Source organism: Streptosporangium sp. NPDC003464, from assembly GCF_053588315.1.
The window spans coordinates 33,433-55,033 of the sequence record NZ_JBSFPS010000019.1 but is presented as its reverse complement, the minus strand read 5'-3'; the positions used below and the strand labels follow the sequence as shown (position 1 = coordinate 55,033).

General features: G+C 69.7%; 23 protein-coding genes. 12 read left to right on the top strand and 11 right to left on the bottom strand.

The features are described from left to right. Positions 1 to 8: 8 nt before the first annotated feature. Both ACWDS7_RS07130 and ACWDS7_RS07125 read right to left on the bottom strand, forming a co-directional pair. Complete coding sequence (locus tag ACWDS7_RS07130; protein WP_451928504.1) at positions 9 to 761, bottom strand: class I SAM-dependent methyltransferase; 753 nt, start codon at positions 759 to 761, stop codon at positions 9 to 11. A gap of 122 nt (positions 762 to 883) precedes the next feature. Then, the gene (locus tag ACWDS7_RS07125; RefSeq protein WP_451928503.1) at positions 884 to 1,396 is read right to left on the bottom strand and encodes a hypothetical protein; all 513 of its coding nucleotides are present in this window, start codon (positions 1,394 to 1,396) and stop codon (positions 884 to 886) included. A 344-nt stretch (positions 1,397 to 1,740) separates the two neighbouring features. On the opposite strand from ACWDS7_RS07125, the gene ACWDS7_RS07120 reads away from it, so the two are divergent. From ACWDS7_RS07120 to ACWDS7_RS07100, 5 genes are all read left to right on the top strand, one after another. Beyond that, complete coding sequence (locus tag ACWDS7_RS07120; RefSeq protein WP_451928502.1) at positions 1,741 to 2,871, top strand: response regulator transcription factor; 1,131 nt, start codon at positions 1,741 to 1,743, stop codon at positions 2,869 to 2,871. 309 nt (positions 2,872 to 3,180) lie between these two features. Then, on the top strand, positions 3,181 to 3,624 hold the full coding sequence (locus tag ACWDS7_RS07115; protein WP_451928501.1) for a MarR family winged helix-turn-helix transcriptional regulator: 444 nt from the start codon (positions 3,181 to 3,183) through the stop codon (positions 3,622 to 3,624). 630 nt (positions 3,625 to 4,254) lie between these two features. Further along, entirely contained in the window at positions 4,255 to 4,608 is a 354-nt protein-coding gene (locus ACWDS7_RS07110; protein ID WP_451928500.1) for a DoxX family protein, read from the top strand. 97 nt (positions 4,609 to 4,705) lie between these two features. Further along, positions 4,706 to 5,035, top strand: coding sequence for a hypothetical protein (locus tag ACWDS7_RS07105; RefSeq protein WP_451928499.1), 330 nt, complete (start codon positions 4,706 to 4,708; stop codon positions 5,033 to 5,035). A 150-nt stretch (positions 5,036 to 5,185) separates the two neighbouring features. Further along, positions 5,186 to 6,670 (top strand): MDR family MFS transporter, encoded by a 1,485-nt coding sequence (locus tag ACWDS7_RS07100; protein WP_451928498.1) that lies wholly within the window; start codon positions 5,186 to 5,188, stop codon positions 6,668 to 6,670. A gap of 5 nt (positions 6,671 to 6,675) precedes the next feature. On the opposite strand, the gene pqqE is transcribed toward ACWDS7_RS07100, so the two are convergent. The 9 genes from pqqE to ACWDS7_RS07055 form a co-directional block, all read right to left on the bottom strand. Further along, positions 6,676 to 7,710 carry a pyrroloquinoline quinone biosynthesis protein PqqE gene (gene pqqE, locus ACWDS7_RS07095; RefSeq protein ID WP_451928497.1) on the bottom strand — a complete coding sequence of 345 codons (1,035 nt, stop codon included), beginning with the start codon at positions 7,708 to 7,710 and terminating at the stop codon, positions 6,676 to 6,678. A 26-nt stretch (positions 7,711 to 7,736) separates the two neighbouring features. Then, the gene (gene pqqD / locus ACWDS7_RS07090) at positions 7,737 to 7,958 is read right to left on the bottom strand and encodes a pyrroloquinoline quinone biosynthesis peptide chaperone PqqD (RefSeq protein ID WP_451928496.1); all 222 of its coding nucleotides are present in this window, start codon (positions 7,956 to 7,958) and stop codon (positions 7,737 to 7,739) included. A 14-nt stretch (positions 7,959 to 7,972) separates the two neighbouring features. After that, a complete protein-coding gene (gene pqqC, locus ACWDS7_RS07085) occupies positions 7,973 to 8,644 on the bottom strand; it encodes a pyrroloquinoline-quinone synthase PqqC (RefSeq protein ID WP_451928495.1) in 672 nt (223 codons plus the stop codon). Further along, entirely contained in the window at positions 8,641 to 9,453 is an 813-nt protein-coding gene (pqqB, locus tag ACWDS7_RS07080) for a pyrroloquinoline quinone biosynthesis protein PqqB (protein ID WP_451928494.1), read from the bottom strand. Before pqqB ends, pqqC begins: the two co-directional genes overlap by 4 nt. Positions 9,454 to 9,470: 17 nt before the next feature. Then, positions 9,471 to 9,632: a pyrroloquinoline quinone precursor peptide PqqA gene (pqqA, locus tag ACWDS7_RS07075; protein ID WP_451928493.1), complete on the bottom strand. Its 162-nt coding sequence runs from the start codon at positions 9,630 to 9,632 to the stop codon at positions 9,471 to 9,473. Positions 9,633 to 9,690: 58 nt separating this feature from the next. After that, a complete protein-coding gene (locus ACWDS7_RS07070; RefSeq protein WP_451928492.1) occupies positions 9,691 to 11,022 on the bottom strand; it encodes a glucose/sorbosone family PQQ-dependent dehydrogenase in 1,332 nt (443 codons plus the stop codon). A gap of 81 nt (positions 11,023 to 11,103) precedes the next feature. Then, positions 11,104 to 11,379 carry a hypothetical protein gene (locus ACWDS7_RS07065; RefSeq protein WP_451928491.1) on the bottom strand — a complete coding sequence of 92 codons (276 nt, stop codon included), beginning with the start codon at positions 11,377 to 11,379 and terminating at the stop codon, positions 11,104 to 11,106. Between the two features lie 69 nt (positions 11,380 to 11,448). Next, entirely contained in the window at positions 11,449 to 11,919 is a 471-nt protein-coding gene (locus ACWDS7_RS07060; RefSeq protein WP_451928490.1) for a hypothetical protein, read from the bottom strand. Positions 11,920 to 12,132: 213 nt separating this feature from the next. Beyond that, positions 12,133 to 12,711, bottom strand: a complete 579-nt coding sequence (locus tag ACWDS7_RS07055) for a TetR/AcrR family transcriptional regulator (protein ID WP_451928489.1) — start codon at positions 12,709 to 12,711, stop codon at positions 12,133 to 12,135. A gap of 76 nt (positions 12,712 to 12,787) precedes the next feature. On the opposite strand from ACWDS7_RS07055, the gene ACWDS7_RS07050 reads away from it, so the two are divergent. The 7 genes from ACWDS7_RS07050 (at position 12,788) to ACWDS7_RS07020 (ending at position 21,571) form a co-directional block, all read left to right on the top strand. Then, positions 12,788 to 13,783 carry an alpha/beta hydrolase gene (locus tag ACWDS7_RS07050; RefSeq protein ID WP_451928488.1) on the top strand — a complete coding sequence of 332 codons (996 nt, stop codon included), beginning with the start codon at positions 12,788 to 12,790 and terminating at the stop codon, positions 13,781 to 13,783. A gap of 235 nt (positions 13,784 to 14,018) precedes the next feature. Beyond that, positions 14,019 to 15,779 carry an ABC transporter ATP-binding protein gene (locus ACWDS7_RS07045; RefSeq protein ID WP_451928487.1) on the top strand — a complete coding sequence of 587 codons (1,761 nt, stop codon included), beginning with the start codon at positions 14,019 to 14,021 and terminating at the stop codon, positions 15,777 to 15,779. Next, entirely contained in the window at positions 15,776 to 17,491 is a 1,716-nt protein-coding gene (locus ACWDS7_RS07040; RefSeq protein WP_451928486.1) for an ABC transporter ATP-binding protein, read from the top strand. The genes ACWDS7_RS07045 and ACWDS7_RS07040 overlap by 4 nt, the downstream gene beginning before the upstream one ends. 73 nt (positions 17,492 to 17,564) lie before the next feature. Continuing rightward, positions 17,565 to 18,368, top strand: a complete 804-nt coding sequence (locus ACWDS7_RS07035) for a helix-turn-helix transcriptional regulator (RefSeq protein WP_451928485.1) — start codon at positions 17,565 to 17,567, stop codon at positions 18,366 to 18,368. Between the two features lie 68 nt (positions 18,369 to 18,436). Then, positions 18,437 to 19,330, top strand: a complete 894-nt coding sequence (locus tag ACWDS7_RS07030) for a sterol desaturase family protein (RefSeq protein ID WP_451928484.1) — start codon at positions 18,437 to 18,439, stop codon at positions 19,328 to 19,330. A gap of 46 nt (positions 19,331 to 19,376) precedes the next feature. Then, a complete protein-coding gene (locus tag ACWDS7_RS07025; RefSeq protein WP_451928483.1) occupies positions 19,377 to 20,006 on the top strand; it encodes a TetR/AcrR family transcriptional regulator in 630 nt (209 codons plus the stop codon). A 173-nt stretch (positions 20,007 to 20,179) separates the two neighbouring features. Beyond that, positions 20,180 to 21,571 carry a hypothetical protein gene (locus ACWDS7_RS07020; RefSeq protein WP_451928482.1) on the top strand — a complete coding sequence of 464 codons (1,392 nt, stop codon included), beginning with the start codon at positions 20,180 to 20,182 and terminating at the stop codon, positions 21,569 to 21,571. Positions 21,572 to 21,601: the final 30 nt, after the last annotated feature.

Below are 21,601 nucleotides of genomic sequence, written 5' to 3'. Positions count from 1 at the left end.
GGATGCCGTCAGCCCGGCTTTCGGGCCTCGATGAGGAAGCGCTGCGAATAGGCCACGAAGGGTCCGTGGCGCTCCATGAAGTCATGGAGTTCGGCCAGCCGGTCCCGGTAGGCGTCCACGGTGAAGCCCGGGACGATCCAGATCACCTTGCGGAGGAAGTGGACGACCGCCGCGATGTCGTGGAACTCCATCCGGAGCGCTTCCTGGCGCAGGTCGACCACTTCCAGGCCGGCCGCCTCCGCCTCGGCCACGGCCCTCATCGGGCTCCGGGACGGGTGGACCGGCTGCGGTCCCATCATGAAATCGGTCAGTTCGCGGACCGAACCGGCGCCTACGTCCTGGGAGAGGTAGGCGCCGCCCGGGCGCAGGACCCGATGGATCTCGTCCCAGCGGGTCGCCACCGGGTGCCGGCCGACCACCAGGTCGAAGCGGTCGGCGGGGAAGGGCAGGTCGTCGGTGTCACCGACTTCGACGACGGTGGCGTTGAACCTGGCGAGGTTGCGGCGGGCGATCTCCAGGTTCGGCGGCCAGGACTCCGTCGCCGCCAGGAACGGTGGGGCGACCGGGATCGAGGCCAGCACTTCACCTCCGCCGGTCTGGATGTCGAGCGCGGCCTCGGCCTCCGCCATCCGTTCGGCCAGCAGTTTCGCGTAGCCCCAGGACGGGCGCTGCTCGCTCGCGCGCCCGGCGAACCAGGAGAAGTCCCAGCCCTCGGTCGGGACGGCTGAGCCCTCGGCCAGAAGATCCTCGAACGTCGACATGGGGTGAGGATGGCAGACGGCCGTGAGGTCCGCACCTGATTAGATCTTGGGCTCCGGCCGGACGGGCGAGATCGGTCAGTCGTGATGACGGAGGGCTGCTCTGCCCCTCACCGTGGTCCGGGTCACTCCACCCACTCGTAACCCGAGTAGAGGGTGCCGCCGAACCAGAGATAGCGGCCGGCGGCGTCGACATAGCGGTAGGTCTGCGCCTGCGCCTTCGTCTGGTGCCAGCCGGGACCGCACGGGGTGTATTCCTTGTACACCGAGGGTCCGGTGAGGCCGAATTCGTTCACGCCCGTCGTGCCGTAGACCCAGTCCGCGGTCGCGCACACCTCCCACACGCTTCGGGACTCGTTCCACTTCTGCACCTCCAGCCGGACCCTGGCCTGCATGACCCGCCCGGTGACGCAGTCCGCCGCGAGCGCGTAAGCCGTGGCCGACGCGATGTTCCCCGACAGCTGACCGGGTACGCGGTGGTCGATGCCCGCATCGGCCTTGACGCAGAAGGTGGCCCCCTGCTCCACCGTGACGTGGGTCTGCTGGGTGTACGCCTGCGCCGACTGCGGCACCGCCACGGTCAGCAGCAGGAAGAGTGCGGACAGCGGGCCGAGGAGCAGGGCTTTCCGTCTCGACATGGTGTCTCCGTCAGGTCGTCGGATGGTTTCCGGTGATGGATCCGGCGTGCGGCACCGGCGGCGCGGGGCGAGGCGGCCGCCGGGGAACACCGGCCGGGGAGGGCCGTCGTCCTTCCAGGCCGGCGATCGTCTTCCAGGCCGGGACCGCGCCCACGTCCCCGTTCCGCGGTCGGATCCGCTGTGGTCTTCAACCCGGAGGACCTGTCCCGGCCGGCCCCGTTGTCGCCTCCCAGACTGCGTTGCGGCCCGCTGGTCGCGGGACCCCGCAACTGTGTGATACGAGGCCCAGAAATACCCCCATTTGAGGGGTTGTGCGGACATATCCGAACGTTCATGCTCGAGCGATGGAGTCAGCCTTACGCGGCGCGGCGGCCCGGCACACGTTCGAGCGGATCCAGCGGTTGACTCGGACAGGCGTCGCCGACAGTGAGTTCCTGGCCAGACTCTCGCACCTGCTGCGGGAGATCGTCCCTTTCGACGCCTCGTTCTGGACGGGGGCCGATCCGGTGACGATGCTCGCCACCTCGCCCTCGCGGCTGGAGAACCTGGGCTCGGGTGAATACTGCGACCGGTACTGGGAGAACGAGTTCTTCGTCGAGGACGTCAATCACTTTCACACGCTGGCCGGTATGCCGACTCCGACCGCGTCCCTGTATCGCGTCACGGGCGGGCATCCGGCGCGGAGCTCCCGCTACCACAACGTGAACCTCTTACAGGGGCTCGGTGACGAGCTGCGGTGCGTGTTCCGGGCCGGCCACGACGTGTGGGGCTACATGTGCCTGTGGCGAGCCGCCGACGCGCAGCCGTTCACCCTCGGAGAGGAACACCTGATCGCCGGCCTCTCCGCTCCGATCGGCGAGACCTTCCGGCGCTCGGCGCTGCTGCGACAGGACCCGGTGATCGGGGTGCCCGACGGCCTCGGGCTGCTCATGTTCGACCGGACCGGAGCCCTCGAATCGCTCAACGAGCCCGCGGAGGCATGGCTGCGACGGCTGCCGTTCACCCGGTTGAGCCACGACGATCCCGGCGCCACCCCCATACCCGCCGAACTGCGCTCGGTGGTGAACAAGGCCCGTGCCGTCGCCGCCGGGCGTGACACGGGTATCGCCCGGGCCCGGCTGCAGGTCGGTGGCCGGTGGGTGGTGATCCACGGCTTCGCGCTGCGCGAGGTCGGCAGCGAGGTCGGCCGGACGGCTCTGGTGATCGAGTCGGCCAAGGCCGCGGAGATGGCACCCCTGATCGTCAGGGCGTATCAGCTAGGGCGACGGGAACAGCAGGTCATCCGCCTGATCGCGGCGGGCCTGACCACTGCCGAGATCGCAGCGAGGCTCTCCCTGTCCACCCACACCATCCGCGGCTATCTCAAGCAGATATTCGAGAAGGTCAAGGTGTCGACCCGCGGCGAACTCACCGCGAAGATCTTCGCTGACCACTACAAGGAGACGATGAACCCGGACTTCGCCGTCGACCTGTGACGGCCTGCCGGCGGGGAACGACCGCTCCGCCGCCGTGGTCGGCCGGTCACCCGGCCACGAGGCCCCGCCTTCCGGCCGGCCGGGGCTGCACGCCCTGGCCGGGCCCGCCGTCGATCAAGCCCCTGCGTCCTCGCCTTTCCGGCATATTCCGGCTGCCGCGGCGCGTTGATCAGATCGCTGTCGTCGGGCCAACGGCCATGTACGGGCACCAGTCCCCATGCGGCCCCTGTGCCGACGGCCCGACAGCAGCGGTCATGGGATAGTTCATTAATTGAAGCGATGCGGGGTGCGGGGGGAGTCGTGGCGGAGATGCGAATCGAGTGGCCGGACCCAGAGGGTCAGGAGATCGTGGAGCGGCTGTTCGCCGCGGATGCGGCTCTGCGCGCGCACTTTGAGCAGGTCGTCGCTGTTGTCGGGCTCACCGTGCCTCAGGCTCACACGCTGATTCAGCTGCAGGAGCCCCAGCGCATGGGGATGCTGGCCGGTCACCTGCATTGCGAGCCCTCACACGTGACCGCGATCGCCGACTCCCTTGAACAGTGCGGCTTCCTACGCAGGGAGCCGGACCCCGACGACCGCAGGGCCAAACGACTCACCCTCACGACGTCTGGGCAGGAACTCAGGGGCCGACTCCTGAACCGCCTGTTCGAGGGGGCACCGATCATCTCGGTGCTCGACGCCGACCAGCGGGCCAACCTGCTCTCGATGCTCCGTACGGCCCAGTCAGCAGCCGGCCCCCGCACCCAGCGCTGACTTTCGGCTGCGGCCGGCGACGGCTCTCGTGCCCCGCTTCCGTCAACGGCGGAGCATCCATGTGCCGGCACGGCCACGTAGTCGCCGATAAGCGAACAAGGCCAACCTAGGGCGCCGAAGTGGCTGTGGCCATCCCCGGTCATGGCACGGAACTCGCGTGCCGCCGGCCTCGGCCCTTGCCCACTCGCAGCCACGGCGGCCGGATGTGCAACCGGACAGCGAAACTCCACCGTGCCGCGTCCTCTCCGAGCCCCGACGCAGCTTGATCTCCTCCAGCTCGGCCTTGGCTGCTTTGCGTCGGAGACCACCCGGCCGCACAGCATTTCAGCCAGGTCGTCACGGCCCCGCATCCATGTTGATCTCGGCATGGATGGTGGTGGTCATCATCCAACGTGAAGAAGGCCGACAGCTCCAGCGAGCAGAACCGTGCCCGTCTTCTGAACGCACTTCACCGCCGGCACCAGCGCGAACAACGACTCTGGGCTCGCGGTCCGCTCTCACGCCCAGACGATCTCCTCGCGCCGCGCTGACCACCTCAGCCCCCCGATGCGGGCCCCTGTCTGCGCCCGGAAATAATTTCTGCTAGAACATAGTTCACTGACTGAAGCATATTGCAAGGAGATCCCGTCCATGTTCATCGTCACCGCCGCCCTGTCCGTCCTGCTGGCCCTCGCCTTCGCCGGAGCAGCATTTCCGAAGCTCTCCGGCAAGGACGCCATGGCGGCTCAGCTCCACAGGCTCGGGGTGTCGGCTGGGCTCATGCGCGTCATCGGCGCCCTGGAGGCCCTCGGAGCCGGCGGCCTGATCGTCGGACTGTGGATCGGGGTCCTCGGCGTCGCGGCGGCGATCGGTCTGGCGCTCCTCATGGCAGGCGCCGTCGTCACCCACGTCAAGGCCCGCGACACCGCCAAGAACACCACTGGATCGCTGGTTCTGCTGGTGCTCAGCGCGGTCACGGCCGCCCTCGGGCTGGCCGCCCTCTGAGGAGGCCATCGGCAGGGCCGACGCCACCGTGCCCGACTCGTCCCATCCGCCATACAGAACGAAACACCGATCAAGGACTGTGATGACCCCACCGACCATGACCGAAACCGGCCTCGAAATCGACATCCGGTTCGAGCGGCCCGCGACCGAGGTGCAGCTTCAGCGGACCGCGGCGGCTCTCCGGGAGAAGGGCCATGCCGTCGAGGTCGTCGACACCGTGGCCGAGGCCCGTGCCGTCGTCAACCGGCTGCTGCCCGCCGACAGGAGCATCTACACCGTCTCCAGCGAGACGCTGCGTACGTCAGGGCTGGACGATGACATCAACGCATCCGGCAGGTTCGACACCGTACGTCCCGAACTCATGCGGCTGCACGAGGAAGGACGATTCGACGAGATGCGCCTTCTGATCACCCATGTCCCCCAGTGAGGACTTCATGTCCCGTCGGATGGATTTCCCGCCGATGCGGGATCCGCACGGTCCCCGGACAGTCCCACATCAGAAGTACGCGTCGTTCGAAGACCTGACCCGGTCGGCTGACAGCAGAGCCTCGATCGGCGGACGGACAGGAGCCGCACCGTGTTGAGACGGGTGCCCTACAAGTGGCTGGTCGCCACCGCGTTCGTGTTCGGGCTGTTCATGGAGATCCTCGACATGACGGTGCTGAACACCTCGCTGCCCGCGCTCGGCCGGCACTTCGGCGCCGGGACCGAGACGCTGCAGTGGCTGGTCACCGGCTATCTGGTCAGCATGGCGGTGTTCATCCCCGCCTCCGGGTGGGTTGCCGACCGGTTCGGCACCAAGCGCACCTTCCTGTTCGCGCTCGCGGTCTTCACCGCCGCCTCGGCCTGGGGTGGTTTCACCGGCTCCCTCGGTGAGCTGATCGTGGCCAGAGTCGTCCAAGGCGTCGGCGGCGGGCTGCTCACCCCGGTCGGCACCGCGATGCTGTTCCGCGCCTTCCCACCGGCCGAGCGGGCCAAGGCGTCGGCGGTGCTGTCCATACCGACCACTGTCGCCCCGGCCTTCGGCCCGGTGCTCGGCGGGTGGATGGTCGACAACATCAGCTGGCGGTGGATCTTCTTCCTCAAGCTGCCGATCGGCGTGCTCGGTCTCCTCTTCGCGATGGTGGCCCTTCGCGAGGAACGCGCGGACCACCCTGGCCGCTTCGATGTCGCCGGGTTCCTGTCCGGCGGCGCCGCGCTCGCGCTGCTGCTCCTCGGGCTCGACCATGGCGCCCGAGAGGGGTGGGGCAGTGCCGCCGTGCTGGTGCCGCTGGGGGCCGGCCTCGCGCTGGCGGCCGCGTTCACCGCGATCGAGCTGGCCCGTGCCGAGCCGATGATCGATCTGCGCCTGCTGAAGGACCGGCTGTTCCGGACCGGCAACCTGCTGATGCTCCCGGCGTCGGGGGCGTTGATGGGCGCGTTGTTCCTGGTGCCGCTGCTTCTGCAATACCAGATGGGCGTCGACGCAACAGGCTCCGGCCTGGTCACGATGTTCCAGGCGCTGGGCATGATGGCGTTCCTCCCGCTGGCGGGCCGTCTGTACCCGCAGTTCGGCCCCCGCCGCCTGCTCGCGACCGGATTCGCCGTCATCGCGGTCGCTCAGGCGTTGCTGATCATGGTCGGCCCCGGCACGACTCTGTGGGCGGTCCGGCTGCCACTGTTCGCCATGGGCGCGGGCATGGCGCTCACTGTCATCTCCCTGCAGGCCGCCACCTTCGCCACGATCCCCCCCAAGGCGATCGCGCGAGCGTCGTCGGTGTTCTCCACCACACGTCAGGTCGCCAGCGCCGCCGGCGTCGCCGTGGCCGCCACCTTGCTCACCGCGCGGACCGAATCCAGGCTCGGCGACCTCGGCTCCCGCGCCGCCGATCTCGCCGGCAGGCAGGAAGCGCTCTTCGCCGCCTACCACGACATCTTCCTCGTCACCACCGGACTCGCGCTGCTCGGCTTCCTCATCGCCCTGCGCGTCCGCGACACCGACGCCATCACCAGCATGCATCCAGCCCCCGCCGCGAAGGACGTCGACTGGGCGCAGGCATCCGACGGCAAGCCTTCCGCGTAGTCGTCCTAGCGGGCGTGGCGGGAGAAGGAGCGGTAGACGAACCCGTCCTCTCGGTCTGCGGTGAGATCGGTGACGATGTGGTGGTCGGGCGACAGGGAGCAGGCGGGGTCAGTGCGGCCGGCGTCGCCGGTCAGGGCGTATGCCTGGCAGCGGCAGCCCCCGAAGTCCTGATGCCTGAGGGGGCAGCTGGAGCACGGTTCGGACATCCAGGAGGTGCCGCGGTAGGCGTTGAACGCCTCCGATTCCCTCCAGATCCACTCCAGGCTGTGCTCGCGCACGTTGGGCAGCTCGAGGGGGAGGGAGTAGGCTGCCGGGCACGGTAGCGCGCGCCCGTCGGGTGCGACGGTCAGGGAGATCGCACCCCAGCCGCCCATGCAGGGTTTGGCGATTCCGTCGAAGTAGTCGGGTACCACCCAGATCAGCTCGACATCGCTGCGGCGGCGCCATTGCTCCACCTTCTCCCGGGCCGCGGTGAGCTGGGCCCGCGTGGGCATGAGGGCGCACCGGTTGACCAGGCCCCAGCCGTAGAACTGGACGTTGGCCAACTCTATGCGCTGCACCCCCCAGGTGATGCCCAGCTCCACGATCTGGTCGATGGCATCCAAATTGTGGCGGTGCAGCACGACGTTGAGACCCAGCGGCAATCCGGCCTCCACGATCAGCGCCGCCGCCCGCTGCTTGTCGGCGAAGGACGGGCGGCCGGCGATCCGGTCTGAGGCGGCCGCGTCGGCGGCCTGCGTGGACAGCTGGACGCTGCGCACCCCGGCCCGCAGGAGTTCGGCCAGCCGCACCCGGGTGAGGCCGACGCCACTGGTGACGAGCTGGGTGTAGATGCCGGCCGAGGCTGCTGCTGCGGCGATCTCGGCCAGATCGCCGCGTAGCAGCGGCTCCCCACCGGACAGGTGGGCATGGATCACGCCCAGGGCGGCGGCCTCGTCGAACACCCGGACCCAGGTGGCGGTGTCCAGCTCCGCCGACTTCGTCACCAGGGATGTGGGGTTGGAGCAGTACGGACAGCGCAGCGGACATCCATGGGTCAACTCGGCCAACATGGCCCACGGCCCGCTCACCGTATCCACCCCTGGGCGCGCACGTCCTGCAGGAACTCTGCGACGTCCGCGAAGACCTCGGAGGGGAACCGCGCGGCGATCTCCTCGACGGTGTTGCGTCCGTCGCACAGCCCTACGATGGCGGCCGCCTCGGCATTGAGCACCACGATCCGTTCGGGCACGATCAGCAGGTCCGCCTGCCGTACCGGGCAGTGCCGCAGCAGGGCACCCGGGCTCAACGACGGACGCCAGGTCATGAGTAGGCCCGCTCGATCGCGTTCAGAAGTGTCCACAGCACCTCACACTTGTATTCCAGCGCCCTGATCGCCGCCTGCTGGTCAGCGGGGCTGCGAGCCCAGGACAACACCAGCGGCAGCGCCTGTTCGCTGTCTTTGCGCCCTTGGTCGACGCGGACCCGGAAGTACCGCAACCCATCGGGATCGATCCATGGGTAGTGTTCTTCGAACGCGGCGATCCGGGTCTTCATCAGATCCGGTGCGAGAAGCTCTGTGAGGGAAGCTGCTACGGCCTCCAGTGCGCTGCCGTGCCGGCAGAGGTTCACATATCCGTCCACGGCCAGCCGGACCCCCGGCACTACTGCCTGGCCGGACCACATCTCCTCCCTGGTGCACCCGGCGGCCTCGCCCAGGCGGAGCCAGCGCTCAAGACCGCCCTCCTCACCGACGGTGCCGTCCTGGTCGATGATGCGGCGGATCCACAGGCGGCGCAGGCCGAGATGATCCAGCTTGGCCAGGATGAGCGCATCCTTGATCGGCAGATGCCGCTGGTAGTGGAAACGGTTGAGTATCCATCCGCGCAGCTCCTGCTTGGACAGCAGCCCCGCGTGCATGCGCTGGTTGAAGGGGTGCTGATCGTGGTAGCGGCGCTTGGCCACGGCCCGCAACTCGGCCTCGAAGTCCTTCACAGCTCAATCACCATTCCTTCGGCAGCCACCTCGACGCCCAAGCTCGCGTGCAGCGGCGAATCGGGATCGAGGAGAGGATTGGTGTTGTTCAGGTGGGTGTAGAAGCAGCGGGCGTCCAACGCGGCCAGCCGCGCGCGGGTGGCCTCGATCGGCAGGTGACCCATCTGGGTGGCGGATCTGGCCGATATCCCGCTCCGGCGCGGTTCGTCATCGTCGTAGAAGGTGCCGTCGGCGAAGACCACCTCAGCTCCCGCGCCGAACTCCGCAGGCCATGCGCTCATCGCGGGCGCGTACACCAGGCCGCCGACACGCAGCCCGATCACCCATGTCCCGTCCGGGGAGCCACCGGCGTAGCGGGGGCGCTTGCCGGAGATCGGCACCGCTCTCACCTCGATGCCCGCCACGACCTCGCCGAAGTCGCGCCAGCGCAACCGCAGGTAGGGGTGCAGCATCGTCAGGGCGGAGCCGACCGCCTGCCGCACCCGCTCGGTGGCGATCACGTCCAGCTCTTCGGCCTCCCGTAGCTGCGCCAGACCGAGGGTGTGGTCCAGCTCCGCGTCGGTGAGGATCACCCCGGCCAGCGGGGAGCTGCGGCCCCGCGGGCGCAGCCACGGGCACGCCTCGATCTGCCGGCCGATGTCCGGCGTGGCGTTGACCACGTACACTCGCCCGGGCTCGACCTCCAGCGCAAGCGAGGCCTGCAGCCTGCGCCGCGAGGCGTTCGCACGTGCCCCGGAACACCCCGGACATCCGCAGTTCCACTGTGGGAGGCCGCCACCGGCTACGCTACCGAGAACCTGCACGCGCATGTGAGTCCTCAGCAGACTTACCTGTTGGCCAGGAAGTAGGCCGACATCTCCATGGACGCCTCGATGATGCGGTAGGAAGGCTTGTGCCAGGTGGTCTGCTCGCCAGGACTGCGTGGCTTCTTCGCATGGTGGCGCGGCGGTTGCCGGCGAGCCTGCGCGGGCTTGTTCTGCTCGTTCATGATCTCTTCCTTGTTTCGGCGGACGCTTCTGCGGTCACAGCCCGACGTCGGTCAAGGATCAACCGACGTACGGCACCGCCAAGATCGCGCCGGTATCGGCCAGGTCGGTGGTAGGCGCTCCGTGCAGGTCCCTCGTGATCCCGGCGGAGTCAACGGCGATGTACAGGGTCTTGCCGTCAGGACTCAAGGCCGTGTCACGGTAGCGGTTGACGGTCCGGTACAGCTTGTCCTTGATCTGCCCGTCGCTGGATGCCCGGTAGACGACGCCTTCCTTGAGCATGGTGATCACCAAGTCGTCGCCTGCGACTTCCAAGCTTGACGGTGCCAAGGTAGGCCAGCACATATAGGCGGAGTTCGGGTCGGTGCACGTCGGCGTGAGGCCGAAGTTGTAGCCGGTCTTGACGGTCGTGCCATAGGTCAACAGCGGCTTCTGAAAAGCTTTGGTGAAGGCGCTCTCCTTGGTCTGCGGCACTTGCGCAGGGATCTTGTTGGGGTCGTAGGGGAGACTGGCGCAGTCAGGCGCCTGGGCCCAGGCACCGTAGACATAGGCCTGGTCGTCTTTGTATCCGGCGATGTTGGGCCAGCCGTAGTTCTTGCCGGCCTCTACCTTGTTGAGTTCGTCGTCGGTGCTCGGCCCCTGATCGGCGACGAACAGCCGGCCGTCCTTGAAGGCCATCCCGTCGGGGTTGCGGAAGCCGTAAGCGTAGACGTGGCTACGGACCCCGTTGATCACGGGATTGTCGCCCGGGACCGAGCCGTCGGGCGCGATCCGCAGCACCTTGCCCTGGTAGGCCGCCCAGTCCCGCTTGGCGACCTGATCGCCGGTGGGCAGTGTCTGCGCGTGATTGGGGTAGCAGTAACGCTTGTCGTAGTTGTTGCCCTGGTCGCCGATCGTGTAGTACAGCATGCCGTCCGGCCCATAACGCAGGCGAGCAGACTGGTGATCGTTGCTGGAGGACAGCTCGGTGAGGATGTCATGGGCGTCGGCCAGCTTGCCGTCGGCCCAGGTGTAACGGGCGATCTTGGTCTTGTTCCCGTCCCGGCCCTTGTAGGTGTAGGACAGGTACACGTAGTCAGTGCCCTTTCCCTTGCCGAAGTCAGGATGCAAGGCCAGGCCCAACACCCCGTCTTTACCCATCGGGCTGTGGATCGCCTGGCCGGACAGATCCAGCACGGTACTCACCGTGCCAGTGTCCGGCTTGACCCGTTTAACCTTCAGCCCGCTCTTTTCCGTGAACCACAGGTAACCGTCGGGACCCATGATCAGCTCATACGGATCCTTCAAGCCCGCGGCGACGACCTTCGGCTCGGGCCCAGGGCTGGCGCCGGAGCCCGGCACTGGACTGACCACAACAGCCGCTGCAGTTGCTACCGCAGCGAAGACCTGCATCGCTCCCATGCTGGCACCCATTGCCCGCATCCACCACAATTCACCCTTAAGCGGACATTATTGGGCATTTTTGACATGCCGTTAGGCGATCAAGAGCTGCTGACGCAATGAGGTGAGGCGTCGCCGGCAGATCAGGGCGCAGGCCAGTCCGAGGAAGGCCTCGTGGATGTCGGCGCGGACCCCCCAGCGGCTGGCGCCGGTCAGGATGACGGCGAGCGGAATGCCGCCGGCGTCGGTGGTCAGGTGGTGCTCGCTGCCGGCCCGTCCGCGGCCGCCCCGCGCCCGGCCTCCGGCCCCGACCCGGACGGGCCGGCACGGAACGCCGGCTACCGCGTCACCCGCGGACGCGGCTGCCATCACGGCCACGCCGAGCCGTACGTCGCCTCACCCCGGGCCGACGCCGCGACCGGCCGCGCGTGCGGCCCCTCAACGCCATAGCCGGTCATCGGCGCAGACCTTGATCTCCGCGATCCGGCTGATGTGCCGGCCACCGCACCGGTCACCCGGCACCACCAGATGCGGGCCCTCCTCGTCGAGGTCACGGCAGTCCATGCTGACGGCCAGCAGCGCCGCGGTGTTACCGAACTCCGGGTCGATCTCCCCCCACGACAGCACCGCACGATGCCCGTCGTGGCCCAGCACCGAGACCAGGAAGCGCAGCCGGTCCTTGCGCTCGTCCGCATCGAACAGCGGCCCCGCCGCCCGCAGCACCTCCAGCAGCAGCGGCCCGCTGAAGTAGTGACGCCGCAGCCCGGAGGTGCGGCACTCGAAGCTCACCGTCAGCTCCCGCTGCGGCATCGACCGCAGCGCGGCCACGCTCAACCAGGCCGGCTCGCGCAGCGCCCCCGACAGGGGCACCCGGCCGTCGACAGCACGATCGGTCGACGTGGACTCCACAGGCTCTCCTCGTCTGATCCGCCTGATCCGCCCATACCCCCGACCACCGCCCCCCACACTCATCTGCAAGGAATTACGCTTCCTTCAGCCGCAAATGCCATGGTGATGATGTTTCTGGACTTGCTGATGCGTGTCCGCGCCTTACGCCGTGTCGCGCCACAGGCCATCCCCTGCGCCCCGACCGGCAGCGATCAAGGCGCGGCGGAACCAGCTCTAGGTCGGACCGGCACCGTCGGCGAAGTGCAGCAGAACCATCTCGACCAGTGCGGTGACATCAGCGTCGACCATCGGCTCGCCGGTCATGCCCATCCGGTGGAGCAGGGTTCCGACGACGACGTCGACGAAGAACAGGACCCGCTTCTCCGGCTCGCCGAGCGCCTCCTGGAGCGCGAGCCGGTAGGGGTCCTGCAACCGCGCGGACAGGATCTCGCGCAGGGCCGGGTCGCTGACGGCGTCACTGAACACGCCCGCGAAGGCGTCGCCCACCCCGGGCTCGCCGATCTTCGCCGCGATCCAGTGGATGGCCGAGGACATGAGCTCGGCTCGAGTAGCACCCTCCAGCGGCGCCGGGCCGAACGCGTCGAGGAGGCAGTCCACGATCAGCGCGCCCTTCGACGGCCAGCGACGGTAGATCGTCGTCTTGGCGATTCCGGCCGCGGCGGCGATGCGCTCGACGGTGGCGCGCGCGTAGCCGAGCTCGTGGACCGTGCTCAGCGTCGCGGCGAAGACCACGGCGTTGACGCCGGAGCGCGGGCGACCGGGCGGTCTGGCGGATGTGGTCACTCGGGTCATGCCCACACGATACCGTTTTGCGCTACCGTTGGTATCGATACTTGCGGTAGCGAAACTACTGGGCCGAGGAGGACACATGAGCGAGGTCACCGATACTGAGCGGCCACCGCTGGGCATCCGGTTGCTGCGCGCCCTGGGAAGGGAGCCGGACTGGTCGGCGATGACGGTCGAGGAACTGGCCGCCTTCCGTGAGGCGGAGAACCGCAAGCGGGCATCCCGCCTGGCGCGGGTGATCACCGGATTTCCGGACCGCGGCGCCGCGATCCAGTGGCAACAGGTGTCGCTGCCCGGCCGCGGGCTCCCGGTCCGGGTGTACCGGCCCTCGTCCGGGCGCGGCGGCGGGGGCGCGGGCCGGGCCGAGCTGCCGCTCGTGCTCCACGTGCACGGAGGCGGCTTCGTGGGTACGGCGGTGCAGTGCGACTGGGTGAACAGCCACCTCGCCGCCCGGCTGCCCGCGGTCGTCGTCTCGGTCGAGCACCGCCTCATCGCCCCGGAGACTCCGCTGTCGGCGGCCGTCGACGACGGCTGGGACGCGCTCCGGCACGTGGTGCGGCACGCCGCGCGGTGGGGCATCGACCCGGCGCGGACCGCCGTCTTCGGCGAGAGCTGCGGCGCGTTGATCAGCGCCCTGGCCGCGATCCGGGCCCGCGAGGCCGGCCTGCGCCTGCGGGCCCAGGTGCTGGTCAACCCCGCTGTCGACGTGACCGAGACGATGCTCGACCACGCCTCGATCACCCGGCACGCCCACAGCCCGACCCTCACCCTGCCGCAGCTGCGGCTGTTCCACCGGTTCGCCGTTCCGCCGGGAACCGATCCTCGCGCGCTGTCGCCGCTGTACGCCGACGACCTGAGCGGGCTGGCCCCAGCGCTCGTGGTGGTGCCGACCGCTGACCCGGTGGCCGATCACGGCCGCCGCTACGCCGAACGGCTGCGGGCGGCCGGGACGCCCGCGCGGCTCACCGAATACCCCGGAGCGGGCCACGCCTTCCTCAGCATGCCGGGCGTGGCGCCGCAGGCCAAGGCCGCGCGGACGGAGATCCTCGAGTTCCTCCGAGGGACCCTCGCCGGGTGACGGCCCCGGCCTGCCGGCCCGCGTGTTCCACATCATCGCCGCCATGGACGAGATGACCGTGGGTCGATCGACACCGTCGGCGGGCCGACCCGGGGAACCCGACCGTCGGCTCGACCGCCGGCCTGGCCACGACGAGATCAACGAAGACGGGAGAGCAATGACCACCACTGACCTTGCCGGGGCGAGGGAACAGTCCACACCGTCATCGGATGCCGGTCCCGCGCCGGGACAGAGCATGGCGAGGCTGCTGCGGCCTTACGGATGGAGTTTCGCCGCCGTTGTGCTCCTGCAGGTGATCGGCGCTGTCGCGGGTCTGGCGCCGCTGCTGGCGGTCGTCGAACTGGGTCGCGCTCTGCTGTCGCCCAGCCCTGTCGATCAGGGTCATGTCTGGGCTGTCGTGATCGCGGGTGCGGCCGGCCTGTCCGTCCGGCTGCTGTTCACGGCCGCGTCGTCCGGGATCGGACATATTGTCGACGGCCGGGTGCAACTGGCGTTCCGCCGGCAACTGGCCGCGCGGCTGGGGCGCGTACCGATCGGCTGGTTCTCCCGGCGCCGGACCGGCGAGCTGGCCAAGGTGGTGGGGGATGACGTGAGTGCCGTGCATCCGTTCATCGCCCACACCCCCGGCGAGCTCGTCTCCGCGTTCGTGGTGCCGCTGGTGTCGCTGGTCTACTTGTTCACCGTCGACTGGCGGCTCACACTGATCACGCTGGTACCGGTGGTGCTGGCAGTTGCGCTGGTCCCCCTGATGATGACCCCGACCCGGCTGCGCGAGCAGAAGGAGTTCGACGGGGCCATGGGACGGATCGCGAGCTCCGTCGTCGAGTTCGTCCAGGGGATCTCGGTGGTCAAGGCGTTCGGCGGGGCCGGGCGCGCCCACCGTGAATTCCTCACGGCCACAGAGGATTTCGTCGGCGTCTTCTACCGGTTCGTACGCGGTCTCTCCGGGATCGCCGCCGGGATGCAGCTGGCGCTGTCACCGCCGTTCGTGCTGCTGGCCGTGCTGATCGGCGGTGCGGCTCTGATCACGACCGGTGGCCTGGCCCCGGCCGACCTGCTGCCCTTCCTGCTGCTCGGACTGGGACTGACCGCTCCGGTGGCGGCTCTCGGCCACGGCTTCGACGACACGCAGGCCGCCCGGCGCGCGGTCGGCCGGATCCGGGACGTGCTCGCGGTGCAGTCGCTGCCGGAGCCCGCGCATCCGGTCGCACCACAGGGTCACCGGGTGGAACTGCGGGGCGTTCGATTCGGTTACGGAGCCGATCATGAGGTGCTGCGAGGGATCGACCTGGTGCTCGAACCCGGGACGGTCACCGCGATCGTCGGGCCGTCGGGAAGCGGAAAGTCCACGCTGGTCCAGCTGTTGCCGCGGTTCTTCGACCCGACTCACGGTTCGGTCGTCCTGGGCGGTGTCGATCTGCGCGAGCTCGGCAGCCGGGAGCTCTACCGGACGGTCTCCTTCGTCTTCCAGGACGTTCGCCTGCTGCGCGCCTCGGTCGCGGACAATATCGCGCTGGCGGTACCGCACGCCGACCTCGATGACGTGGTCCGTGCCGCCCGGCTGGCGAATATTCATGATCGGATCCTCGAGCTGCCGCGCGGATACGGAACGGTGATCGGTGAAGAGGCCGGGCTGTCGGGTGGCGAGGCACAGCGGATCTCGATCGCACGCGCGCTGCTCGCCGCCACGCCCGTTCTGGTGCTCGACGAGGCGACCGCCTTCGCCGACCCGCAGACCGAACAGGCGGTGCGCCGGGCCCTGGCGACGTTGGGGGGCGATCGGACGATCCTGGTCATCGCCCATCGCCTGGAGACGGTCGCCGACGCCGACACCGTCGTGATGCTGGAGAACGGGGCGATCGTCGAGCGCGGCAGGCCCGCCGAGCTGCTGGCACAGGACGGGAAGTTCGCCACGTTCTGGCAATCCCACCGATCGGCGACCGCCGACGAGATCGAGACCCACCGTGGCGTACTGCAAGGAGACGAGCCCCGATGATCCGAATGCTGCTGCGCGTGCTGGGAGGCGAGTACGCCCGGCCGGTGCGTCGCACCGTGGCCCTGATGACGGCGACCGCGGTGGTCGAGGGTCTGTCCTACGCATTACTGGTCCCCGTGCTGAGGGCACTGTTCGGGAGCAGGCCCGAAGATGCGCGGCCCTGGCTGATCGCGTTCGGGGCCGCGGTCGCGGTCTACGCGGCGCTGCGCTATGTCAGCGATCTGTCCGGTTTCCGTGTCGGGACCACGCTGTTGCGCGGCATGTATCACCGGCTCGGCGATCACCTGGCCCGATTGCCCATCGGCTGGTACAGCGCGGGCCGCGTCGGGGAGGTGTCCGTCATGGCCAGCCAGGGCGTCCTGCAGGCGATGGGCGTGATCGCGCATCTGCTGGCACCGTCCGTCTCCGCCTGCGTGACTCCCCTGACGATCGTTGTCGTGATGCTTGCCTTCAACTGGCAGATGGGATTGGCCGCGTTGGTCGCCGTACCTGTCGTGGCGGCGATCCAGATCTGGACGGGGCGCTCGATGGCCGCCGCCGACGCGGAGCGCGCCGAACGCGACCATGAGGCCACCGGGCGGGTCATCGAATATCTCCAGGCCCAGCCGGTGCTGCGCGCCGGCGGCCGGAGCGTCGAACGCTTCCGGTTGCTCGACGACTCGCTGCGGGAAGTCCAGCGCGCGTCCCGCCGTACCGTGCTGTCGGCGCTGCCCGGCACCCTGGGCTTGGCGCTCACGGTGCAGGCGATGTTCACCGTGCTGCTGGTCCTGGGCGCCTACCTCGCGCTCGGCGGGAACATCGGCGCGGCGGAGGTTCTGGCGATCCTGGTGCTGGCCGCCCGCTGCGCGGATCCGCTGCTGTCGCTGTCGGATATCGGTGGCAAAATGCGCGGCGCCCGTTCCCAGCTGGCGAGACTCGACAGGGTGTTGCGCACCGAGCCGCTGCCGGAGCCTCGCGAACCGGTCCGGCCGGTAGGCCATGACCTGGAGTTCGAGTCCGTCACCTTCCGGCACGGCGATCGCACGGTGATCGACGACGTGTCGTTGTCCGTGCCCCAGGGACAGCGGCTTGCCGTCGTCGGGCCGTCGGGCGCGGGCAAGAGCACCCTGCTTCAGCTGCTCGCGCGGTTCTACGACGTGGACGAGGGTGCGGTGCGCATGGGGGGCGTGGACGTGCGCGCCATCGACACGGAGGCGTTGACGGCGCAGATCGCGATCGTCTTCCAGGATGTCTATCTCTTCGACGGCACGATCGAGGAGAACGTGCGTCTCGGCCGCCCCGGAGCCGACGGGGCCGAGGTGCGGGCGGCGGCGACCGCGGCGGGGTTGGACGAGGTGATCGAGCGGCTGCCCGGCGGCTGGGCCACGGATGTCGGCGAGGGCGGCGCGCTGCTGTCGGGCGGTGAACGCCAGCGTGTCTCGATCGCGCGAGCGCTGCTGAAGAATGCGCCCGTCGTGCTGCTGGACGAGGTGACCTCCGCGCTGGACCCGGTGAACGAGGCGGCCGTCCACGGGGCTGTCGAGCGCCTGATGGCGGGCCGGACGGTGGTGATGGTCGCGCATCGGCTGCGGACCGTCCGACGCGCCGACCGCATCGTCTTCCTGGACGGCGGCCGGATCGTGGAGGACGGCAGCCACGACGAGCTGCTGCGCCGCGACGGCCGCTACGCCGATTTCTGGAAAATCTCCCTGACACCCGCAGCGAGTGAATGAGCCGGCATGTCGTCCGGTTCCTCTGCCGCCGGACAGTCGCCACGTCCGCCTCCAGGTCCGCGGTCACCGCCCCATGACGACCACCACGGCGCTCGCCCCCACGGCCTCGACCGGGTGGCGGGGGACGGCCACGCTGCAGCCGGGCCGGCTCGCCTTCACCGGCGACGTCGGGACCACCGAGCCGCACGCGCACGCCGCCCTCCAGATCCTCGTCGTGGCCGCCGGGACGGTGGAGTTGGCTGATGCCCACCGCACCCGCCGCCGGGTGCGGGCGGCGATCATCCCGCCCCGGGCCCGGCACACCGTGTACGGCAGCCCCGGCGCCCGGGCCGGCATGCTCTATCTCGACCCGGCCGGCGGCGCGGGCCGCCACCTGCTCACCGCCCTGACCGGGCCGCACCGCGACCGGGTGGACGGCTGGGTGGCCGCCGCCCACGCCCTGCTGCCCGCCGCTCGCGGGGCGGCGGGTACGGTCTTGGACCCGGCCGCCATGGACCCGGCCGCGCTGTCGCGCCGCTGGACCGCCCCCGCCGCAGGCCCGCGCCATCCGGCGCTCCGGCAGGCCCTGGAGTCCCTGCCGGGGCTGCTGGCCGGACCGGTCCGGCTCACCGATCTGGCCGGCGCGGTGGGTCTGTCGGCCAGCCGCCTGGGTCACCTGTTCGCCGCCGAGCTCGCCCTGCCCTTCCCGGCTTACCTGCGCTGGGCGCGGCTGCGGCGCGCCGCCGAGCTGGCCCGCGACGGCGCGGATCTCACCCGGGCGGCGCACGGCGCCGGCTTCGCCGACAGCTCCCACCTGACGCGCGTCTGCCACGAGATGTTCGGCCTGGCCCCTTCACACCTGCTCCCCATCGTCCGGGCCCCCTCCGGTCACACCTGACCACGACTGAGGGAGGTCAGCGGATCCGTCCAAGCCTCCGGCCCGGCCCGGCCGCGACGCTGATGAGCATGCTGAAATCTGTGGTCCGCTACGGCTACGTGCCGTTCATGCTGCTGGGCGTCAACGGCACCGCCATCACCCTGGCCGCCGCCGGCGCCTCCAAGCTGTGGCTGGTCGCCCTGCTGCCGGCGGCGATCGGCTGCTCGTTCGCCGCCGAGCGCGCCCTGCCGTACGAGGTGCGATGGAACAGCTCGCAGGGCGACGGCGGGCGCGACGTCGCCCACGCCGGCGTCAACGAACTGCTGCTCCTGGTCAGCGTGGCCGCCATTCCGCTGCTGGCCGCCACCGTCACCGTCGCCGACCTGTGGCCGCGCTCCTGGCCCTTCCTCCTGCAGGTCCTGGCCGCGATCCTGGTCGCCGACCTCGGCATCACCCTCACCCACTACGCCAGCCACAGGATCGGCGCGCTGTGGCGCCTCCACGCCGTCCACCACTCCGTCAGGCGCTTCTACGGCTTCAACGGCCTGATGAAGCACCCCCTGCACCAGGCCGTCGAGATGAGCGCCGGCGTTGCCCCGCTCATCATCGTCGGCCTGCCCCTCGACGTCGCCTCCGCGCTGGCCGTCACCGTCGCCGTCCAGCTGCTGCTGCAGCACTCCAACGCCGACTACCGCGTCGGAGCGCTCAAGTACGTGCTCGCGCTCAACGAGGGACACCGCTTCCACCACCTGAAGTGGGCCGGCGTCGGCGACGTCAACTTCGGGCTGTTCACCCTGATCTGGGACCACCTGCTCGGCACCTTCTCCTACGACCCCACCCGCCGCTTCACCTCCGACCAGCTCGGCATGGCAGCCAAGCCGGACTACCCCACCGGCTACCTGGCCCAGCTCGCTGAACCCTTCCGCGCCTCCGGCTCCTGCCACATCACCGACACCCCATCGACGGTAACTTACAGTAAGTGAATTATTCCGGTTGTCGGGAAAATTCTATTAGACGTATATTTGGGGCATGCAGGAGTCTCGGCGCGAACGGAAGAAGCGGCTGACCCGACAGCGGATCGTCATGGCGGCTGTCCGGCTGTTCGAGGAGCAGGGGTACGAGCAGACCACGGTGGCGCAGATCGCCGCGGCGGCGGATGTCGATCCCAAGACGTTCTCCAACTACTTCCGCGGCAAGGACGAGGTGCTCTGGGTCGACCTGGACCGGGACTTCGACGTGCTGTTCCGGGTGATCGCGGAACGTCGGCCGCACGAGAGCCCGGGCGAGGTGCTGGGGAGGATGGTCCAGGAGTACGCCGCCCACCGCCGGCCCAAGGTTCCCCGCAGGGAGCCCGAGGAGCTGTCGGCGACGGCCCGGATGATGCTGACCACGCCGGCGCTTCAGGCGAAGGGGCTGTACCTGCTGTTGGACCTGCAGCAGCGGATCGCCGGCGAGCTGCTGAAGGCCTTCCCCGGCCAGCTGGACCCGATCACCGCGGCGGCGATGACCGGATCCCTGTTGGGCGCCATCCAGCAGGCGAGCCTGATGAGCGTCCGGCTCGGCCGGTCGCAGGATGAGCTGTGGGAGGCCAGCCGGCGCGGCCTCGAGATCGCCCTGCACGGCCTGCTCTCGGTGCGGCCGCCCGCCGAGAGCCCATGACGAGGGCGCGCCCCGGCTCCGGCACCGCCGACGCCTGTGCTCCCGGGCCTGGGGAGGCAGCTGTCCTCCGATGTCCCCGACACCCCTGATGTCCCCGAGCCCGACGGTCCGCCCACCGCCCGAGGAAGACGACATCCCAATCCCACTCGCCAGGACGAGAGGACCGACCCACCGTGGAAGAGGAAACAAGGAAAGAGGAAGCAAGCGTCCGGCGGCTCGCCCGCGACGCGCGGCGCGCCCTGCGGGAGGGGCCCGCGGCGATTGCGCGGCGGCAGCGCGCCCGCCTGGCCGAGATGGTGGCCCACGCTCGCGCCCACTCGCCCTACTACCGTGAGCTGTACCGGGACCTGCCGGAGCAGGTCGACGACCCGGCGCTGCTCCCGGTCACCGACAAGAAGACGCTGATGGCCCGCTTCGACGACTGGGTCACCGATCGGCGGGTGACGCTCGGGCGGGTCGAGGCGTTCGTGGCCGACCCGGACCTCGTGGGGCACCGGTTCTGTGACCGATACCTGGTGGTCACCACCACCGGCACCAGCGGCCTGCGCGGCCTCTTCGTGCTGGACGAGCGGAACCTGGCCGTACACACCGCCGTCGGGTTGCGCACCGGCGGCGGGCTGGCGGCCCGTGATGTCGTCCGGACCCTCGCCCGCGTCGGCCGTACCGCCATAGTCACCGCGCCCGGCGGCCATTTCGCCACCGTCGCGGCGCCGGCCCGGCTGGCCCTGGACAGACCGTGGCTCGGCCGGATGATGCGGGTCTTCCCGATCAACCAGCCGGTGGCGGAGCTGGTCGACGAGCTCAACCGGTTCGATCCGGCCAGTCTCGCCGGCTTCGCGGGCATGCTCACGCTACTGGCCGGCGAGCAGGAGGCGGGCCGTCTGCGCATCCACCCGGCGGTCGTCATCCCCGGAGGTGAGACGCTGACCCCGGATGCCCGGGAGCGGATCGCCACCGCCTTCCAGGCCAAGGTCCGCGCCGCCTACGCCTCCACCGAGTGCGGCTTCCTCAGCGCCGGCTGCGCGCACGGCTGGTATCACGTCAACAGCGACTGGGCCGTCCTGGAGCCGGTCGACGCCGACCATCGGCCTGTCCCGCCGGGTCAGCTCTCGCACACCGTCCTGATCAGCAATCTCGCCAACCGGGTCCAGCCGATCCTGCGCTACGACCTCGGCGACAGCGTCCTGGTCCGCCCCGACCCCTGCCCGTGCGGCAGCCCGCTGCCCGCCGTCCAGGTGCAGGGCCGCATCGCCGACCTGCTCACCTTCCCCACCGATCGCGGCGAGCGGGTCGGCGTCTCACCCATGGCCTTCGGTGCCGCGCTGGACGTCCCCGGCGTGGAGCAGTTCCAGCTCGTCCAGACCGCGCCCACCGTCCTGCGCGTACGCCTACGGCCCGCGGCCGGCGCCGACGCCGACCGCCTCTGGCAGGCCATGCGCGACAAGGTCACCCATCTGCTCGCTGAGCACAAGGTCGCTGAGGTCACGCTGGAACGCGCGGAGGAGCCACCGCAGCGGTCGCCCGGCGGCAAATACCGCAGGATCATCCCGCTGGCCACGCCCTGACGACGTCGAGGATCCGGCTCATGCCGCACA

What these genes read in the sequence shown, in the direction of transcription:
- ACWDS7_RS07130 (WP_451928504.1), bottom strand. Translation starts at nt 761, where the DNA reads ATGTCGACGTTCGAGGATCTTCTGGCCGAGGGCTCAGCCGTCCCGACC.
- ACWDS7_RS07125 (WP_451928503.1), bottom strand. Translation starts at nt 1,396, where the DNA reads ATGTCGAGACGGAAAGCCCTGCTCCTCGGCCCGCTGTCCGCACTCTTC.
- ACWDS7_RS07120 (WP_451928502.1), top strand. Translation starts at nt 1,741, where the DNA reads ATGGAGTCAGCCTTACGCGGCGCGGCGGCCCGGCACACGTTCGAGCGG.
- ACWDS7_RS07115 (WP_451928501.1), top strand. Translation starts at nt 3,181, where the DNA reads ATGCGAATCGAGTGGCCGGACCCAGAGGGTCAGGAGATCGTGGAGCGG.
- ACWDS7_RS07110 (WP_451928500.1), top strand. Translation starts at nt 4,255, where the DNA reads ATGTTCATCGTCACCGCCGCCCTGTCCGTCCTGCTGGCCCTCGCCTTC.
- ACWDS7_RS07105 (WP_451928499.1), top strand. Translation starts at nt 4,706, where the DNA reads ATGACCGAAACCGGCCTCGAAATCGACATCCGGTTCGAGCGGCCCGCG.
- pqqB (WP_451928494.1), bottom strand. Translation starts at nt 9,453, where the DNA reads ATGCGCGTGCAGGTTCTCGGTAGCGTAGCCGGTGGCGGCCTCCCACAG.
- pqqA (WP_451928493.1), bottom strand. Translation starts at nt 9,632, where the DNA reads ATGAACGAGCAGAACAAGCCCGCGCAGGCTCGCCGGCAACCGCCGCGC.
- ACWDS7_RS07070 (WP_451928492.1), bottom strand. Translation starts at nt 11,022, where the DNA reads ATGCAGGTCTTCGCTGCGGTAGCAACTGCAGCGGCTGTTGTGGTCAGT.
- ACWDS7_RS07065 (WP_451928491.1), bottom strand. Translation starts at nt 11,379, where the DNA reads ATGGCAGCCGCGTCCGCGGGTGACGCGGTAGCCGGCGTTCCGTGCCGG.
- ACWDS7_RS07055 (WP_451928489.1), bottom strand. Translation starts at nt 12,711, where the DNA reads ATGACCCGAGTGACCACATCCGCCAGACCGCCCGGTCGCCCGCGCTCC.
- ACWDS7_RS07050 (WP_451928488.1), top strand. Translation starts at nt 12,788, where the DNA reads ATGAGCGAGGTCACCGATACTGAGCGGCCACCGCTGGGCATCCGGTTG.
- ACWDS7_RS07045 (WP_451928487.1), top strand. Translation starts at nt 14,019, where the DNA reads ATGGCGAGGCTGCTGCGGCCTTACGGATGGAGTTTCGCCGCCGTTGTG.
- ACWDS7_RS07040 (WP_451928486.1), top strand. Translation starts at nt 15,776, where the DNA reads ATGATCCGAATGCTGCTGCGCGTGCTGGGAGGCGAGTACGCCCGGCCG.
- ACWDS7_RS07035 (WP_451928485.1), top strand. Translation starts at nt 17,565, where the DNA reads ATGACGACCACCACGGCGCTCGCCCCCACGGCCTCGACCGGGTGGCGG.
- ACWDS7_RS07030 (WP_451928484.1), top strand. Translation starts at nt 18,437, where the DNA reads ATGCTGAAATCTGTGGTCCGCTACGGCTACGTGCCGTTCATGCTGCTG.
- ACWDS7_RS07025 (WP_451928483.1), top strand. Translation starts at nt 19,377, where the DNA reads ATGCAGGAGTCTCGGCGCGAACGGAAGAAGCGGCTGACCCGACAGCGG.